15 protein-coding genes are annotated in these 18132 nt (G+C 61.1%); 6 read left to right on the top strand and 9 right to left on the bottom strand.

Features of this window, described 5'->3' with window-relative positions:
- Positions 1-46: 46 nt before the first annotated feature.
- The 4 genes from E4O97_RS22860 to gap form a co-directional block, all read right to left on the bottom strand.
- Complete coding sequence (locus E4O97_RS22860; protein WP_078822214.1) at positions 47-2611, bottom strand: TonB-dependent receptor; 2565 nt, start codon at positions 2609-2611, stop codon at positions 47-49.
- A gap of 115 nt (positions 2612-2726) precedes the next feature.
- The gene (locus tag E4O97_RS22855; protein ID WP_032879665.1) at positions 2727-3695 is read right to left on the bottom strand and encodes a FecR domain-containing protein; all 969 of its coding nucleotides are present in this window, start codon (positions 3693-3695) and stop codon (positions 2727-2729) included.
- A 75-nt stretch (positions 3696-3770) separates the two neighbouring features.
- Positions 3771-4289, bottom strand: coding sequence for a sigma-70 family RNA polymerase sigma factor (locus E4O97_RS22850; protein ID WP_005791005.1), 519 nt, complete (start codon positions 4287-4289; stop codon positions 3771-3773).
- 132 nt (positions 4290-4421) lie between these two features.
- Positions 4422-5423 (bottom strand): type I glyceraldehyde-3-phosphate dehydrogenase, encoded by a 1002-nt coding sequence (gene gap, locus E4O97_RS22845; RefSeq protein WP_005791003.1) that lies wholly within the window; start codon positions 5421-5423, stop codon positions 4422-4424.
- 222 nt (positions 5424-5645) lie between these two features.
- On the opposite strand from gap, the gene edd reads away from it, so the two are divergent.
- The 4 genes from edd (at position 5646) to E4O97_RS22825 (ending at position 10755) form a co-directional block, all read left to right on the top strand.
- On the top strand, positions 5646-7472 hold the full coding sequence (gene edd / locus E4O97_RS22840; protein WP_005791001.1) for a phosphogluconate dehydratase: 1827 nt from the start codon (positions 5646-5648) through the stop codon (positions 7470-7472).
- The gene (locus E4O97_RS22835) at positions 7469-8425 is read left to right on the top strand and encodes a glucokinase (protein ID WP_248162325.1); all 957 of its coding nucleotides are present in this window, start codon (positions 7469-7471) and stop codon (positions 8423-8425) included. Before edd ends, E4O97_RS22835 begins: the two co-directional genes overlap by 4 nt.
- Positions 8426-8561: 136 nt before the next feature.
- A complete protein-coding gene (locus E4O97_RS22830; RefSeq protein WP_005790997.1) occupies positions 8562-9296 on the top strand; it encodes a response regulator transcription factor in 735 nt (244 codons plus the stop codon).
- A complete protein-coding gene (locus tag E4O97_RS22825; RefSeq protein WP_032879668.1) occupies positions 9286-10755 on the top strand; it encodes an ATP-binding protein in 1470 nt (489 codons plus the stop codon). Before E4O97_RS22830 ends, E4O97_RS22825 begins: the two co-directional genes overlap by 11 nt.
- Before the next feature lie 20 nt (positions 10756-10775).
- Here the strand turns inward: E4O97_RS22825 and E4O97_RS22820 are convergent, their stop codons facing one another.
- On the bottom strand, positions 10776-11705 hold the full coding sequence (locus tag E4O97_RS22820) for an AraC family transcriptional regulator (protein ID WP_032879669.1): 930 nt from the start codon (positions 11703-11705) through the stop codon (positions 10776-10778).
- A 328-nt stretch (positions 11706-12033) separates the two neighbouring features.
- On the opposite strand from E4O97_RS22820, the gene E4O97_RS22815 reads away from it, so the two are divergent.
- A complete protein-coding gene (locus tag E4O97_RS22815; RefSeq protein ID WP_032879670.1) occupies positions 12034-12375 on the top strand; it encodes an antibiotic biosynthesis monooxygenase family protein in 342 nt (113 codons plus the stop codon).
- A gap of 45 nt (positions 12376-12420) precedes the next feature.
- Entirely contained in the window at positions 12421-12669 is a 249-nt protein-coding gene (locus E4O97_RS22810) for a hypothetical protein (RefSeq protein WP_032879671.1), read from the top strand.
- A gap of 124 nt (positions 12670-12793) precedes the next feature.
- Here the strand turns inward: E4O97_RS22810 and E4O97_RS22805 are convergent, their stop codons facing one another.
- The 4 genes from E4O97_RS22805 to E4O97_RS22790 all read right to left on the bottom strand — a co-directional run bounded on the left by E4O97_RS22805 (position 12794) and on the right by E4O97_RS22790 (position 18112).
- The gene (locus E4O97_RS22805; protein WP_032879672.1) at positions 12794-13426 is read right to left on the bottom strand and encodes a flavin reductase family protein; all 633 of its coding nucleotides are present in this window, start codon (positions 13424-13426) and stop codon (positions 12794-12796) included.
- A gap of 74 nt (positions 13427-13500) precedes the next feature.
- Entirely contained in the window at positions 13501-14820 is a 1320-nt protein-coding gene (locus E4O97_RS22800) for an MFS transporter (protein WP_005790985.1), read from the bottom strand.
- Positions 14821-15026: 206 nt separating this feature from the next.
- Complete coding sequence (locus E4O97_RS22795) at positions 15027-16352, bottom strand: sigma-54 dependent transcriptional regulator (protein ID WP_032879673.1); 1326 nt, start codon at positions 16350-16352, stop codon at positions 15027-15029.
- Complete coding sequence (locus E4O97_RS22790; protein ID WP_248130768.1) at positions 16346-18112, bottom strand: ATP-binding protein; 1767 nt, start codon at positions 18110-18112, stop codon at positions 16346-16348. Before E4O97_RS22790 ends, E4O97_RS22795 begins: the two co-directional genes overlap by 7 nt.
- Positions 18113-18132: the final 20 nt, after the last annotated feature.

Genomic DNA, 18132 nt, shown 5'->3' with positions numbered 1-18132 from the left:
TCCTCCCCCCGCCGCTGATGGATTCCGGCGAGGTGAGGCGGGTGGATCAGATGTCCCAGATCAGGTTGATCGCAAAGTTGCGACCGGGCTGGGTCAGGCGGTCGAGGTTGGCCGGGCCGGTTACGCCAGCTTCGCCGACGCTGTCGTAACTGCGCACGTCATCCCAGTTCCAGTACTTCTTGTCGGTGAGGTTGTAGAGGCCACCGTTGATGGTCACGTCGTTGGTGACCTTGTAGTAGGCGGTCAGGTCGAGGATGCCGAAGCCCGGGGTCTTGAACGGGCCGTCGGTGCTGCCGTCGGGAGCGTGGAAGGTGGTGCTGTCGACGCGGTTCTGTTTCTTCACCAGGGTCCAGCTCAGCAGGCCGCCGTAGTTGTCCTGGTCGTAGCCCAGGCCAAACACGCCCTTGAGCGGGTTGACGCTGTTCAATGGTTCGCCATTGTCGTCGTTGCGACCGTGGGCGTAGGCAATCGAACCCTGGGTGTACAGACCCTTCGGCGCGCCGAACGCATCCAGGTTCAGGCGGCCCTTGGCTTCCACGCCCTTGATGGTGGCGCGCTTGATATTGACGGCCTGGAACTGCTCCACGGTGCCGCCGACCACGGCGTTGTCTTCGTCGATAAAGTCGCGGTACTTGTTGTAGTACACCGCGATGTCGAAGGAGCCTTCGTCAAACTTGCCGCGTATCCCGGTCTCGATGCCTTTGCTGGTTTCCGGCTTGAGGTCGGGGTTGGGTTCGACGGTGTAGCCAATGTTGAGGTTTTCGAAGCGGCCATACAGGGCCTTCGCCGAGGGAGTGCGGAAGCCTTCGGCGTATTGGCCGAACCAGGTGTAGTTATCGGTCAGGGCGTAGGTCAGGCCGAACTTTGGCGTGACGCGGTGCCAGGTTTTGTCCTTGCCATCGACGGCATATTCGCCGGTCGGGTTGACGGTGTTGAGGAACTCCTGGGTCAGCTTGGGCTTGAGCCGGGTGTAGTCATACCGCACGGCGGGCAGGAAGGTCCATTTATCCCAGCTGATCTGGTCCTGGGCAAACAAGGAGTAAGTGTTGATGGTCGGGTCGGGGAAGTCGCTGGCCTTCTTCACGCTGTCGCTTGCTTGCGGGCTGGGCGCGCCGATGGCGGTGCAGCCGCCACCAATGGCCAGGCACGAGGCGGAGCCTTCGCGCGAGCCGGTGACTTTCTGCTGCTTGAGGGTGGTGCCGTAGGTCACCTGGTGGTCGGTTTCGCCGACGCTGAACGCCTTGTCCAGTTGAGCGTCGAAGACCCACTGTTTTTCTTCGTAAAGGGTGTCGCGGGTACGCAGTACGCGGCGACCAGCCTGGTAGATCTCGGCGGTGGTCTGGTCGGTCTTGGCGATCTGGTAGTTGAGGCTGGTCTTGATGCGATCAGCGATCGGCGACTCCAGGGCAAAAGTGTTTTCCAGGCCGAAGCGCTCGCGGGTGATGGTGTCGTTGCCCGAGCGGGCACGGTAGAGGTTCATGCCTCGACCGCCGATGAACGGGCCGCCTACGGCATTCTTCAGGTTGACGTCGCGGTCATCCTTGAACTTCTCGTAGGTCAGGCCCAGGCGGTTTTCATCACCATAGTTCCAGCCCAGCTTGGCCAGCACGTTGGTGGTGCGCGCGTCTTCCGGGTTGGCGCCGGTGCGGGCCAGGCCGGTGGCGTTGTTGCCGTCGTAGGATTCGGTTTCATGACCATTGCGCTGGCTCAGGTGCAGCAAGCCATCGAAGTCCTGTACCCGCCCTGCGAAGGTGCCGGAGGTCAGCCAGCTCTCGTCGGCGGAGCTGTAGCCGGTCTTCAGGCGGGCGCCGACGTCCTTGCCGGGCTTGATGATGTCGTCCGGATCGAGGGTGAAATAGCTTACCGCGCCGCCGATGGCGTTGCTGCCGTACAGGGCCGAGGCCGGGCCGCGCAGGATCTCCACGCGCTTGACGATTTCCGGGTCTACGTAGTTGCGACGGGTCTTGGCGTAGGGGCCGTTGAAGAAGTTGTTGGGCACTTCGACGCCGTCCACCTGGGTGAGGATGCGGTCGCCGTCGATACCACGGATGTTATAGCCCGCGTTGCCTGAGCGGGTGCCGGCGCCGCCGACGGAGACACCGGGCTCGTAGCGCACCAGTTCGCGGATGTTGTTGGTGTTCTGGCGGTCCAGTTCCTCGCGGTCGTGCACGCTGACGGTGCTGGGTACGCTGTTCACATCCTGTTCGTTACGGGTGGCGCTGATGGTCACCTGTTGCAGGGCGAGGGCGCCGCCCGCGGCGCGTTTCTCCAGCACGATGTTGTTATTACCCAGTTTGCGGTAGCTCAGGTTGGTCCCCACCAACAACCGCTCCAGGGCTTTTTCCGGCGACAGCGGGCCGCGCACACCAGGGGACGACACTCCCTGGCCCAGCTCTGCCGGCAGGCCGACTTGCCAGCCGGTCACCGCGGTAAAGGCGTTGAGCGCCGACACCAGCGGTTGCTGCTCGATGCTGAAGTTGTAATTACCGTGGCTGCGAGGGGCGGGTTCGGCGGCGGTGGCGCTCATGACGGGCGCGCCAGCCAGCAGGATCGCAGCGGTCAGCAAAGACAAAACGGGCGAAGAACACCGGCGGTTGAAACGAGAGGACATCGAGAGCGCTCCGGGATACGAATCTTATAGTTGCGAACTGAACCAAATAGGAATCAGTTGCATTGGCTATAACGAGACGTATCGCCGGTTAACATCGAGTAAAAATAATTCTCATTTAGTTCAGAATCACCAGCGCTGGGTATTCCGACAGCTTGGCCGAGGTGATGTGGGCCAGGGAGCGCACCACGTCCAGGGGCTGGTCGAGACGATAGTTGCCGGTGACGGCGACGCTGGCCAGTTGCTCATTGTTGTTGACGATCCAGCCAGGGTAATAGCGGCGCAGTTCAGCCAGGACTTCGCTCAGCGGGCAATTTTCGAACACCAGACGACCCTGCACCCACGCCAGATCCTTGCCGACATCGAGCTTGGCCGGTTGGCCGAAACCCTTGGGGCCGATGCGGATGCTTTGCCCGGCACTCAGGCGTACGCGGGCATCGTCGAAGGTGTTGCTCAGGTCGACATCGCCACGCTGCACCTGTACCTGGGCCTCGCCATCGAGGTAGCGCACGGCGAAGGCGGTGTCGCGCACGCTGGCACGCACGGGGCCTGCGTCGATTTCCAGGGCCAGGCCACGGCTGGGGGCTATGTCGAAGAACGCTTCGCCCTGGTACAGGCGCGCAATGCGCTGGTGGTCGGTGATGCGGCTGGAAAATGCCGAGTTGGTGTTGAGCAGCACCTTGGACCCATCGTCCAGTTGCAGGCGCTGGCGCTCGCCGACCACGGTGAGGTGATCGGCCTGCAAGCGCATCGGCAAGTTGCTGAAGCTGAACAGACCGATCAACAGCACGGCCGCGGTGGCCAAGGGCTTCCAGTGCGGTTTGATCCGGCGCCAGCCGCTTGGCTTGCGTGGCACCGCCAGGGCCACGGCGGCGCTGTGTACCGGTGCACCTGCCCAGGCCGCCTGGGCCTTGCTGAACGCGTGGACATGCGCCGGGTCCGCGGCCAGCCAGGCGTCGAACTCGGCCTGCTGCCCGGGTTGCGGGCACTGCAAGGCGATCAGCCAATCGAGGGCTTGGTCCATGGCCGTGTCTTGCAGCACCTCATGAGCCAACGCATGGGGGCGCAGTTTATTCGGGTCCGTCACGGTGTTCCTCGGGTCTTCGCCACGTTCTATTCATTTTTTCGTACAGCGTGGATCGATAGCTCTGTCGGATGGAGCTTAAGGCTGATCCAGCCGTTCGGCCACACCTACACAGATGGCCATGATCAATTTCAGTTCCTTTTGTACGGTGCTCAAGGACACGTTCAACTGATCGGCAATCTCCTGGTAGCTGCAACCGTGCAGGCGGCTGAGGATGAAAATCCGCTGCTGACGAGCGCTCAACTGGCCGAGGCTGACGCTCAGATGCTCCAGCAGTTGCTCGGCCTGAATGGCTTCTTCAGGCGTGCTGGCAGGGGCGGCGACGCTTTGCAGTACGTCCAGCGGCACGTCTTCCTGCAACGTGCGGGCCTGGATCCGGCGCGAGCGCAGGTGATCCAGCGCCAGGTTGCGCGCGGTCTGGTAAACAAAGGGTTCAAGGTGGTCGATCGGCCGCTCGCTCAGGGCCCGAGTGACGCGCAGGTAGGTTTCCTGCAACAGGTCCTCGGCAGTGCTGTGGTTATTCACCATCCGCTGCAAGGTGCGTAGCAGAATCACCCGTTGGGTGAGAAAGACTTGGTTGAAGCGAGATTGGCTCACAGTGATACCAGACCGATTTGCAGCGAATGATAATGCTTATCATCAACTGAAATGGCAAGTGGCTATTTCCCTGAACCTACTCTGGACAAAATGTAACTGTGGGAGGGGGCTTGCTCCCTCCCACAGGTGGGATTACTCGGCGTTGCACAGCGCCAGGCAGTTATCCAGCATACGGTTGGAGAAGCCCCACTCGTTGTCGTACCAGGCCAGCACCTTGAGCAGCTTGCCGCTGACCTTGGTGTGATTGGCATCGAAGATCGACGACAGCGGGTTATGGTTGAAGTCACTGGAAACCAGCGGCAGGGTGTTGTAACCGAGGATCTTCGAGTGCTGGCTGGCCTGTTTCAGCAGGGCGTTGACTTCATCGGCCGTGGCTTCTTTCTTCAACTGCACAGTCAGGTCCACCAGAGACACGTTGATCACCGGTACCCGCACCGCCATGCCGGTCAGCTTGCCCGCCAGTTCCGGCAGTACCAGGCCAACGGCTTCAGCCGCGCCGGTTTTGCTCGGGATCATGTTCTGGGTAGCCGAGCGCGCGCGGTACGGGTCGGTGTGGTAGACGTCGGTCAGGTTCTGGTCGTTGGTGTAGGCGTGAATGGTGGTCATCAGGCCGCTTTCGATACCCAGTTCACGGTGCAGCACCTGCGCGACCGGCGCCAGGCAGTTGGTGGTGCACGACGCGTTGGAGATGATCTGGTGGGATTGACGCAAAATGTCATGGTTTACGCCATAAACCACAGTGGCATCCGCGCCCTTGGCCGGAGCCGAGATGATCACCTTGCGCGCGCCGGCGGTAATATGGGCGGCAGCCTTGTCACGGTCGGTGAACAGGCCGGTGCATTCGAACACCACGTCGATCTTGTGCGCAGCCCACGGCAGGTCGGCGGGGTTGCGAATGGCACTGACGGCAATCCGGTCACCATTGACGGTCAGGCTTTCCTGATCGTGGGCGACCTCTGCATCGAAAGTGCCGTGTACGGTGTCGTACTTGAGCAGGTGGGCGTTGATCGAACTGTCGCCCAAATCATTGATGGCGACGATCTGCAAATCCTGGCGATAGCCTTGGGTATACAGTGCGCGCAGGACATTACGGCCGATACGGCCAAAACCATTGATTGCGATACGTAGAGTCATTGGAAAAGTGCCTGTCGTCGATTTGTTGTAAGAATTACAAGATTATTCGCATAAAAATAGAAAACAAGCCTTTTTAGTGGCAATATTTTGTTCAATCTACAACGAGTGACCTGAATCAACTGGTCCGATGATCCAAACGACCCCCTGCCATCCCATGAGCTGTGGGCGTTTGATCAGCATAGACACTCAGGTCGCCACATCCGTTAGCCTGGAGTTCTATACATGCATCCCCGCGTTCTTGAGGTCACCGAACGGCTTATCGCCCGCAGCCGCGCCACCCGCGAGGCTTACCTTGCGCTCATCCGCGGCGCAGCCAGCGACGGTCCGATGCGCGGCAAGCTGCAATGCGCCAACTTCGCCCACGGCGTGGCCGGTTGCGGCACCGAAGACAAAAACAGCCTGCGCATGATGAATGCCGCCAACGTGGCAATTGTTTCTTCTTATAACGACATGCTCTCGGCGCATCAGCCCTACGAACATTTCCCTGAACAAATAAAGAAAGCCCTGCGTGAAGTGGGCTCGGTCGGCCAGTTCGCCGGCGGCACCCCCGCCATGTGCGACGGCGTGACCCAGGGCGAGCCGGGCATGGAACTGAGCCTGCTCAGCCGTGAAGTCATCGCCATGTCCACGGCGGTAGCGCTGTCCCACAACATGTTCGACGCCGCGCTGATGCTGGGGATCTGCGACAAGATCGTCCCCGGCCTGATGATGGGCGCGCTGCGCTACGGCCATCTGCCGATGATCTTCGTGCCGGGCGGCCCGATGCCGTCGGGTATCTCCAACAAGCAGAAAGCCGATGTGCGCCAGCGCTACGCCGAAGGCAAGGCCAGCCGCGAAGAGCTGCTGGAATCGGAGATGAAGTCCTACCACAGCCCCGGTACCTGTACCTTCTACGGCACCGCCAACACCAACCAGTTGTTGATGGAAGTGATGGGCCTGCATTTGCCGGGCGCGTCATTCGTCAATCCGTACACGCCGCTGCGTGACGCTTTGACCCGCGAAGCGGCGCACCAGGTCACGCGCTTGACCAAGGCCAATGGCAACTTCACGCCGATCGGCGAGATCGTCGACGAGAAATCCATCGTCAACTCCATCGTTGCGCTAAACGCTACCGGCGGTTCCACCAACCATACGCTGCACATGCCGGCCATTGCCATGTCGGCGGGCATCATCCTGACCTGGCAAGACATGGCCGACCTCTCCGAGGTGGTGCCGACCCTGTCCCACGTGTACCCAAACGGCAAGGCCGACATCAATCACTTCCAGGCGGCGGGTGGCATGTCGTTCCTGATCCGCGAACTGCTCGAAGCCGGCCTGCTCCACGAAGACGTCAACACCGTGGCCGGCAAGGGCTTGAGCCGCTATATCCAGGAGCCGTTCCTGGTGGACGGCGAACTGGTCTGGCGCGATGGCCCGATCGAGAGCCTCGACGAAACCATCCTGCGCCCCGTGGCCCGTGCGTTTTCGCCGGAAGGCGGCTTGCGCGTGATGGAAGGCAACCTTGGCCGTGGCGTGATGAAAGTTTCGGCTGTCGCGCCCGAGCATCAGGTGGTTGAAGCGCCGGCGGTGGTGTTCCAGGACCAGCAAGACCTGGCCGACGCCTTCAAAGCGGGCCAGCTGGAAAAAGACTTCGTTGCGGTGATGCGCTTTCAGGGGCCACGTTCCAACGGTATGCCGGAATTGCACAAGATGACCCCGTTTCTCGGCGTGTTGCAGGACCGTGGTTTCAAAGTGGCGTTGGTAACAGATGGGCGAATGTCCGGCGCCTCGGGTAAGATCCCTGCCGCGATCCACGTCAACCCCGAAGCCCAGAGCGGCGGGCCGCTGGCGCGGGTCCAGGATGGCGATATCATCCGCGTCGATGGCGTCACCGGCACCCTGGAGCTTAAAGTGGACGCCGAAGTATTTGCAGCGCGCACGCCTGCCACGGGCCTGTTGGGCAATAACGTGGGAGCAGGTCGCGAGCTGTTTGCATTCATGCGCTTGGCCGCAAGCTCCGCAGAGCAGGGCGCCAGCGCCTTTACCTCTGCCTTGGAGACGCTTAAGTGAAGCTTGCGCTGGTCGGTGATATCGGGGGTACCAACGCCCGTTTTGCGTTATGGCGAGATCAGGAGCTGCATTCGATCCGCGTGCATGCCACAGCGGATCACCAAAGCCCTGAAGAAGCGATCAAGGTCTATCTCGCAGAGGAAGGCCTGGAAATCGGGGACATCGGTGCGGTGTGCCTGTCGGTGGCCGGGCCGGTGAGTGGCGATGAGTTCAAGTTCACCAACAATCACTGGCGCCTGAGCAAGACGGCGTTTTGCCAAGCCCTGCAAGTGGATGAACTGCTGCTGGTCAATGATTTCTCGGCCATGGCCCTGGGCATGACGCGTCTTAAGCCCGACGAGTTCCGCGTGGTCTGCGAAGGCACGCCGGAGCCGTTGCGCCCAGCGGTGGTGATCGGCCCGGGCACTGGCCTGGGCGTTGGCACCTTGCTGGACCTTGGCGCCGGGCGTTTCGCGGCATTGCCGGGGGAGGGCGGGCACGTCGACCTGCCCCTGAGCAGCCCGCGGGAGACCCAGCTGTGGCAGCATATTTACACGGAGATCGGCCATGTCAGCGCCGAGACCGTATTGAGCGGCGGCGGGTTGCCGCGTCTGTATCGCGCTATTTGTGCGGTGGACGGGCACGAGCCGGTGCTGGATACGCCCGAAGCCATCACCGCAGCGGGCCTGGCCGGTAACGCGGTCGCCATGGAAGTGCTGGACCAGTTCAGCATCTGGCTGGGGCGGGTCGCGGGCAATAACGTCTTGACCACCGGTGGGCGCGGTGGCGTGTACATCGTGGGTGGGGTGATACCCAGGTTTGCCGACTTCTTTATCGCCAGCGGTTTCGCCAAAAGTTTTGCGGATAAAGGCTGCATGAGCGACTACTTCAAAGGTATTCCGGTGTGGTTGGTGACAGCGCCGTATTCGGGGCTGACCGGGGCTGGCGTGGCGCTTGAGCAGGCTTTTGCATAGGCTGTGATGGCCTCTTAGCGAGCAAGCCCGCTTCCACATTTGGCCGCGTTCCAACTCTGGAATGCAGGCAAATGTGGGAGGGGGCTTGCCCCTGATGAGGCCCTACAGAACACCCCATAACAACAAGGAGGCCCCCGTGAGCGTAATCAGTAAATCCATTCTCCTCGTCGACGACGATCAGGAGATCCGCGAATTGCTGCAAACCTACCTCAGTCGCGCCGGCTTCCAGGTCCGTGGCGTGGCCGATGGTGCGGGGTTCCGCCAGGCGATGAACGAGGCGCCGTGCGACCTGGTCATCCTCGATGTGATGTTGCCGGATGAAGACGGGTTCAGTCTGTGCCGCTGGATCCGCCAGCACCCGCGCCAGGCGCAGGTACCGATCATCATGCTCACCGCCAGTTCCGACGAAGCCGACCGCGTGATCGGCCTGGAACTGGGCGCTGACGACTATATCGGCAAGCCGTTCAGCCCTCGCGAGTTGCAGGCGCGGATCAAGGCACTGCTGCGCCGTTGCCAATTCGGCCAGGAGCGCAGCACTGGCGGTGATGTGCTGGTCTTCGATGAATGGCGCCTGGACATGATCAGCCACCGCTTGTTTCACGTTGATGGCGAAGAGGTCATCCTTTCCGGCGCTGACTTTGCCTTGCTCAAGTTGTTTCTTGATCACCCGCAACAGATCCTCGACCGCGACACTATCGGCAACGCTACCCGCGGCCGTGACCTGATGCCGCTTGACCGTATCGTCGATATGGCCGTCAGCCGTCTGCGCCAACGCCTGCGCGATACCGAAAAACCCCCGAGGCTGATCCGCACCGTGCGCGGCAGCGGTTATCAACTGGCAGCCAGCGTGGTTGCCGGCAATGCCCACTGAACCTTTGACCGAGCGCCGCCGCCGCTTTCCGGTGCCACGCTCGCTGCTGGGGCGCATGTTGCTGCTGACCTTGCTCGCCGTGCTGTTCGCCCAGGCGCTGTCCAGCGTGATCTGGGTGTCGCAATTGCGCGCCACCCAGCTTGAGGGCCTGGTGACCAGCGCCCGCAGCCTGGCGCACTCGATGACCGCCAGCGTGAGTTATTTCCGTTCGCTGCCGGTGGCCTATCGACCTTTGGTCCTTGATCAGTTGCGCAGCATGGGCGGTACCCGCTTTGTAGTGACCCTCAATGATCGCCCGCTGGATATGGCGATCCTGCCGCAGACGCCACGCAAGCAAGCGGTGCTGGAGGCGGTCGATGAGGTGCTACGCCAAACCCTGGGCGCCGATGTACATATCTCGGTGGAGTTCGTCAGCGCCGAAGACCTGCGCATCTTCAATGCCGGCCTCAAGCTCGACGAACTGCCACGCTCCTGGGCCCATTACGCGTTAACCCTGGAGCCGGTTAACCCACCGGTATTGGTCACCCAGATTCAACTGGCTCCCGGCGAATGGCTGTACATCGCCTCGCTGTTGCCAGAGCCGTACACCAGCCTTGAAGAACAGGGCCTGCCGTCCCAGCAGGTGTGGTTTATCGTGCTGACCAGTGGTTTTTTGCTGCTGTTTATCGGTTTGCTGGTGCATTGGCAAAGCCGGCCGCTCAAGCGCCTGGCGCGGGCGGCGCGGGATATGTCGCTGGGAGCTGATGTAGAACCGGTAGCCGAAGGCGGCGGCAGTGAAGTGGTGGAGGTGGGCCGCGCATTCAACGCAATGCGCGAACGCATCAGCCGTTACCTGACCGAACGCAGCCAGTTGTTCAGCGCAATTTCCCACGACTTGCGCACCCCGATTACCCGCCTGCGGTTGCGTGTGGAATTGCTCGAAGACGAGAACCTGCAAACCAAATTCGGCCGCGACCTGGATGAGCTGGAACTGCTGGTCAAAGGCGCGCTGCAATGCGTGAAAGACACCGACATCCACGAAAACATCCAGCCGGTGGACCTCAATCACGTACTCGAATGCCTGGTGGAGCCGTACCTGGCGCCCAACGGCAATGGGCGGGTAACCCTTGAAGGCGCGGCCCTGGCGGCCTACCCGGGCAAGCCGCTGGCGCTCAAGCGTTGCATCGGTAACCTGATCGACAACGCCTTGAAGTACGGGCAGAACGCGCATCTGCATATCGAGGACGATGGTGTGCAGTTCGTCCTGCATGTGGATGACGAAGGCCCCGGTGTGCCGGAGCAGCGTCTGGAGCAGGTGTTCGAACCGCACTTTCGCCTGGCCGGCCAGCAGCAGGGGTATGGCCTGGGGCTGGGGATCGCGCGCAACATTGCCCATAGCCATGGCGGTGAAGTGAGTTTGCAGAACCTGCGCGAAGGCGGCCTGCGCGTCACCCTGCAACTACCAAGAACCTTGGACTAACAAACACCTGAGCTGGTACATCAGATGCTTTGGCGCAACCGGGCCAGGTCGCGCAGCGGTGGCGCCCCAAACAACCGGCTGTATTCCCGGCTGAATTGCGACGGGCTTTCATACCCCACCCGATACCCCGCGGCCGAGGCTTCCAGCCCTTCGGCAATCATCAAGCGCCGGGCTTCCTGCAAGCGCAGCTGCTTCTGGTACTGCAGCGGGCTCATGGCCGTAATCGCCTTGAAGCGATGGTGCAAGGTCGAGACGCTCAGGTTCACTTCCTTGGCCAGGTCGTCGATGCGCAGCGGTTGTTCGTAGTTGCCGTTCAACCACTTGATCGCCTGGCTGACGCGATGGCTCTGGCTGTTGGCCACGGCAATTTCATACAGGCGATAACCCTGTGGGCCCCGCAGCAAGCGATAGAGAATTTCACGGTTGATCAACGGCGCGAGCATGGCGATGTCTTTGGGCGTGTCCAGCAGGCGGGCCAGGCGCAGCACGGCGTCGAGCAACGGGGTGTCGATGCGGTCCACATACATGCCGCGAGAGGTGGGACGCGACGGCACCCCCATAGGCCCGGCTTCGGCAATCAGCGCGGTGAGCTGGGCCGGATCGATATTGATGCGCACCGACAGGTTGGGGTCTTGCGGGGTGGCATCGATGATTCTACCGGCTACCGGCATGGCGACCGAGAACACCAGATAATTGAGCGGGTCGTAGGCAAAGATTTCGTCGGCCAGGCGCACTTCCTTGCTGCCGCTGGCGAGGATGCACAGCGCAGGTTCCACCAGCACCGGCATGAAATCGCGTGGCGTGTTGTGGCGGTTCAGATACAGCGAGGTGATCGCCGTGCCGTAGGAGCCATCTTCCCAGGTGTGGCGGTGCACGATACTGGCCAGCTCGGCGCGTTGTTTCTCCATCTCGGCATCGACGGGGATGGGCTTTGGTTCGGGCGACGACATGGGGCGTCCTCTACACGCTGCTTTGATGGGCTCAGCTTAGCGGCAGCTTTTCAAAAAGTGTTACGTCGATTCTGCAGGATCCTTGCCTGATCCTGCGATAGGTAGTGAATCAGGCAAGCAGGCCGCCTGTCATCTCCCTGAAACACTGGGCCGGTGCATGGAATAAATCCCGGGGGCCAAACGTCCTCTCTATGTTTCTCGCAGGATTGTGCAATAAGCCTGCAGGAATCGACTAACCGCATCCACAGCTGGGCCGCTATCTTTGATCCTGTGGCAACACACCCTCACCGTGCTTGCCGAGCATCACTTCTCAACGGGAGAGTCGAACATGTCCACCCCCATTCCCGCGAGCCACATGGCCTTTATCCGCGCCCGTAGCGGGTGCAGCACCGAACTCGGTGCACGCTTGAGCAGTTTGATCGAACCGGGCCGCCAAGCCCCAGGTTGCCTGCAATTTTCGTTGCAGCATTCCCAGGTCGATCCTGATATATGGCTGGTATCAGGTTTTTGGAGCAGCGAGGAGGCCATGAGTGCCTACTTCAGCTCACCGACCTTGATGATTTTTACGGAGTTGCTCAACGACATGGTCGTGCGCAGCATGGACTTCCAGACCTTCACCGATGCATCTGCCGTCAACGCCTACGGCGAGTACCTGCAACTGGCCGGTTGAACCGGTTTACAATGGCCGACTTTTCCATTGGCCAGGACCTGCAACATGGCACGTAAACAATTTGCCCACCACGAAGCCGTTTCCGCCTTGGTGCGTGAAGAAGAGGGTGGCTATAGCGCTGCCATCGCCGTCAAGGCACTGGATGGCATGGGCGCCCCCAAGTTCCACAAGATCCTTGACGGGCAGAAGTTCAAGACGGCTTCGGATGCCGATGATGCGGCCACTGTGCAGCTAGAGGACCTGGTCGACGTGGACGCGGAAGGTCAACTGACTTGGGCAACGGCTTCCAACTAACGAACGCTGCCGATCAAATGTGGGAGGGGGCTTGCTCCCGATAGTGGTGTATCAGCCAGCAAATTTTTAGCTGATACATAGCCATCGGGAGCAAGCCCCCTCCCACAATTTGACTGTATGTCAGTCAGGGTTTTGTGGCGCCTGGGCGGTACATCTTGAACAGCGCTTGCGGCCCCAACTGGAAGTAATCCGCCGGGCCGCCGCCGCGCAAAATCGGCTCGGCGGCAGCAGTGTCGTAGATCCCATCCTTTAGCAACCACTTGGCGATGTGCACCGCAACCACTTCGCCCAGTACCAGCCAACTCGGCACCAGCTCCTTGTCGGCGCGTTGCAGTTGGATGATCTGCGTCACTTTGCATTCAAACGACACCGGGCTCTCGCCGACGCGGGGTACAGCGACGACTTTCGAAGCCACCGGCGTCAGGCCGGACAACTCGAATTCATTCACATCCGGTGAGACCGCCGCGCAACTCTGGTTCATCTGCTCGGCCAACGGGCGAGTGGCCAGGTTCCACACAAACTCGCCGGTCTGCTCAATGTTATTCAAGCTGTCTTTGCGCCCCACACTGGAAAACCCAATGATCGGTGGGATGTAGTTGAATGCATTGAAGAAGCTGTAAGGCGCCAGGTTCAGGCGGCCTTCGCTGTCGTGCGAGGAGATCCAGCCAATCGGGCGTGGGCCGACGATGGCATTGAACGGGTCATGGGGCAGGCCGTGGCCGTTGGCGGGTTCGTAGAAGTGGATATCGTCGGACATGACCTGTTCTGCTCTCGATTCTGGGGCCCACATCATATCCAATGTGGGAGGGGGGTTGTCCCCTCCCACATTTTTTAGTCCGTGGTAATCCGCGAGTGCTTGCGGGTGTCTTTCATGGTCACGTAGACCATCAGCGACACTGCGATACATGCGGTCACGTACCAGTAGTAGCCAGTTTCCATACCGATGCTCTTGAACCACAGCGCGATGTATTCAGCGGTACCGCCGAAGATCGACACCGTCAGCGCATACGGCAGGCCCACGCCCAGGGCGCGGATTTCGGTGGGGAACAGTTCGGCTTTCACCACGGCGTTGATCGAGGTATAGCCGCTGACGATGATCAGCGCTGCCATGATCAGGAAGAACGCGCCCCACCAGCTCTGGATGGTGTGCAGGGTGGTGAGGATCGGCACGGTGAACAGGGTACCCAGGACACCGAAGGCAATCAGGATCGGGCGACGACCGACTTTATCCGAAAGCCCGCCGATGATCGGCTGCAGGCACATGAACAGAAACAGCGTGGCTGCCGAAATGGTGGTGGAGTCGGAGATGCTCATGCCGACCGTGTTCACCAGGTATTTCTGCATATAGGTGGTGTAGGTGTAGAACGCCAGGGTGCCGCCCATGGTCAGGCCGACCACTGTCATCAGTTCCTTGGGGTGGCGCATCAAGGTGCGCATTGCGCTTTCCTTGGCCTTTTCCTTCTTGGTGAACGACTCGGTTTCTTCCATGCCACGACGCAGATAGAGCGCGACCACTGCACACAAGGCGCCGATGGCGAACGGGATACGCCAGCCCCAGGCGTACAACTGTTCGGTAGTCAGCAGTTGTTGCAGCACGATCAGCACCGCCAGCGCGATGAGTTGGCCGGAGATCAGGGTCACGTATTGGAAGCTGGAGTAGAAACCACGACGTTCCTTGGTCGCCATCTCGCTGAGGTAAGTGGCGGAAGTGCCGTATTCGCCACCGACCGACAGGCCCTGCAGCAAACGGGCAAACACCAGCAGGATCGGCGCACCGATACCGATGAGTTCATAGCCAGGGCTCAGGGCAATCAGCAGCGAGCCGAAGCACATCAGGTAGACCGAGGCCATCAGGGCTTTTTTACGCCCGACCTTGTCGGCATACAGGCCCATCAGCCAACCACCGATAGGGCGCATCAGGAAGCCCACGGCGAAGATCGCGGCGGTGTTGAGCAGTTGGGCGGTGGTGTCGCCTTTGGGGAAGAACGTCTTGGCGAAGTACAGCGAGAAGGCGGCGTAGACGTACCAGTCGTACCACTCGACCATGTTGCCGACCGATCCACTGAAGATCGACTTGATGCGGCTGGAAGTGGTGCGTTCTTTTGCCGGCGCAGACGCCGATCCCAGAGGCAGGGAGTTGGAGTTATCCATTGAAGGATCCTTCATCTAGTTGTTTTTATGGAGCGTGCTTGAGCACTGCCTGGCTTGGGCTATAGCAGAAGCTGTGCCAAGTGGATGAAGGCCCGGAATAGAAGGGTTGCGAGGTTTTTTTGAGCGGAAAGTCGCCGATGATTTTTGCGGGATGAGCGGAAATCCGCTTATGGCTGCTGGACCCTTCGCGAGCTACATAAGCAGGATCAGAGGAACATTTCCCGCACCAACCCATGCCGCTGCATCTTTTCATTAAAGGTCCGACGCGGCAGTTGCAGCTCGGCCAGCACCGCTTTGATATCGCCTTTATGCCGGGTCAGCGCGGCTTTCAGGCAATGCGCCTCGAAAGCCTCCTGCTGCGCGGCCAGCGATTGCCCAGGTTCAATACCTTCAGGTTCAGGCTCTCCAAGCCCCAGCACCTGGCGCTCGGCGACGTTGGCCAGTTCACGTACGTTGCCCGGCCAGTCATGGCTGAGCAGGCGACTCAGCTGCGGCCCACTCAATGGCTCAAGATGGCGGCCCAAACGTTCGGCAGCGCTTTGGGCGAAATGCTCATACAACAACGGAATGTCTTCGCGACGCTCGCGCAGGGGCGGCAGGCGCAGTTGTGCGACGTTCAGGCGATAAGCCAGGTCCTCGCGAAAACGCCCGGCGCGTGCTTCTTCGAGCAGGTCCGGCTTGGTAGCGGCGATGATGCGCAGGTCGACATTGATGCTCTGGTTGGAACCCAATCGCTCCAACTTCTGCTCTTGCAACACGCGCAGCAGTTTTACCTGTTGCGCCAGGGGCATGCTTTCAATTTCGTCGAGGAACACGGTGCCGCCATGGGCGTACTCCAGCTTGCCGATACGCTTGCCCTGGGCGCCGGTGAAGGCGCCGCTTTCGTGGCCGAACAGCTCGGCTTCAAATAATTGCTCGGGGATAGCCGCGCAATTGAGCGCCACAAACGGCTTTTTGGCTCGTGGGCCGAAATCATGCAGGCAGCGGGCAACCAGTTCTTTACCGCTGCCGGTCTCGCCACGGATCAACACATTGACCGGCAGTGTCGCCAGGTCCAGCACCTGGCGACGCAGGGTTTGCAGGCCCTTGGACACCCCCAACAGGCTGGATTCCAGTTGTGCACGGTGATCGGCCTGTTGGTGCAGGCGACGGTTTTCCAGGATCAGGCCGCGCTTGTCCAGCGCCCGACGCAGGCTGTTGAGCAGGGCATCCGGGCTGAAGGGTTTTTCCAGGAAGTCGTAGGCGCCGTCGCGCATGGCTTCGACGGCCATCGGCACGTCACCATGGCCGGTGAGCAAAATCACCGGCAAGTCGGCATCGCGCCGCTGTACCTCGGCCAGCAATTCAAGGCCACTGAGCCCGGGCATACGCACATCGCTCAAGATCACCCCGGGGAAGTCCTTCGGCAGGTGCGCCAGGCATTCCTCGGCACGGCTGTACAACTGAACGTCAAACCCCGACAGGCTCAGCCACTGCTCGACGGCCGTACGAATGCTGGCTTCGTCATCCACCACAATCACTGCGTTCAACATAGGTCAGGTGTCTCCAGCGCGACGGGCAGGGTCAGGGTAAAGACTGCGCCGTCGCCAAGATTGCCGGCGATCAGGCGCCCGCCCAATTCATGCACGATAGCGTAGGACACCGCCAGGCCCAAGCCGAGCCCGTCACCCACCGGTTTGGTGGTGAAGAACGGGTCGAATACGTTGTTCAAATGTTCTTCGGCAATCCCGCCACCGCTGTCGCTGACGCTCAACTGCCACAGCTGCTGATCGGCGTGCAGACGGATTTCCAGGCGTTTGTGCGGCTTGTCGGCCATGGCGTCCAGGGCGTTGCGCAGTAGGTTGATCAGCACCTGTTCCAAGCGAATCGCATCGCCGCGTACCCAAGCCGGGCGGGCCAGGTCCAGCACCACGCCGATGGCCTCATCGCGTAGGCGCGCGTCAAGCAGGTGCAGGGACTGGTCGACCACGGTGGCCAGATCCAGGCGTTCGCGCAGGCCGCTGGGGCTTTTGCGTGCGAAGGTCTTGAGGTGGCCGGTCAGCGCGGCCATGCGCGTCAGCATGTCATCCAACGGCGTGAGCGCCTTGTAGGCGTCGTCCACACGGCCATGGTCGAGCAACAGCCGCAGGGTGGCCAGCTGCATGCGTTGTGCGGTCAGCGGTTGATTGATCTCATGGGCAAGGGCGGCGGACATCTGCCCCAGCGCCGCCAGTTTGGCTGATTGAACCAGGCCATCCTGGGCGGTGCGCAGGGCCTGGGTGCGTTCTTCTACCAAGTGTTCGAGTTCTTCGCGGCTGCGTTGGCGAAGGCGAGCCAGGCGCCAGCGTTGACTCAGGAACAGCACAAGAAACACCAGCGCCAGCCAGGACCCGGCGGCGGCGAGGCCGGCATTGCGTTGGTCTTCAAACGGGAACTGCGGTTTGCGCAGCAGGTGCAGGGTCCAGCCTTCGGCTTTCAGTGGCAGGGATTCCCAGATGTAGTTGGCGCTGCCGTCCGGGCCGTTGACGCGCATCAGGTGGCTGTTGTCGTCGAAGCGCTGCAGGGTCTGGGTCTCCAATGGTTGCAGCTGCTTCTTGTCGTATTGGCGAGTGGCCTTGAGTTCCGCCAGGTCACTCTCTGATAGCGGCCGCAGGTTGCGATAACGCCAGCCCGGCTGGTTGGCGATAAACACAATGCCGCGTGCATCGCTGACCAGCAGCAAGTCATTGCCCTGAGCCCATTCGCGTTCCAGTTCGGGAAACTCCAGCTTGACCACCATGGCGCCGAGGAACTGCTCGTGTTCATCGACCACCGCGCTGGACAGGAAATACCCCGGAATGCCGGTCGTCACCCCCACCGCGTAAAAGCGCCCGGTGCCTTGGCTCAAGGTCTGGCTGAAATACGGGCGGAACGCGTAATTGTGGCCGACATAGCTGCTGGGCAAATTCCAGTTGCTGGCGGCTACCGCCAGGCCGGTGCGGTCCATCAGCTCCAGAGTGGAGGACTGGGCGGCGCCGTTGATGCGTTCGAGCTTGCGATTGAGTACATCCTGGGTGGCGCTATCGAGTGGGCCCTTCAGCGCGCTGATCATTTCCGAATCCAGCGCCAGCACGGCGGGGAGGGCGCGGTAGCGTTCGATCAAGGTATGCAGCGAGTTGGCATACAACGCCAGCTGTTGATTGGCTCGAGCGGCTTCATCCACCAGGGCCTGGCGCTCGGCATGGCGGGTGGCCAAGGCGGCGGCCAGCACTGCGCCGGCGATGATCAGCAACGAGTAAAACGTCAGACGCAGAGGGCGAGGGATCACGATCATACGATGATGAGCAGGCACAG

It is taken from the genome of Pseudomonas sp. W15Feb34 (genome assembly GCF_023127765.1).
Lineage (GTDB): Bacteria > Pseudomonadota > Gammaproteobacteria > Pseudomonadales > Pseudomonadaceae > Aquipseudomonas > Aquipseudomonas synxantha_A.
Note: the sequence above shows the minus strand (reverse complement) of the source record. Positions and strands in the feature narration are given on the sequence as shown.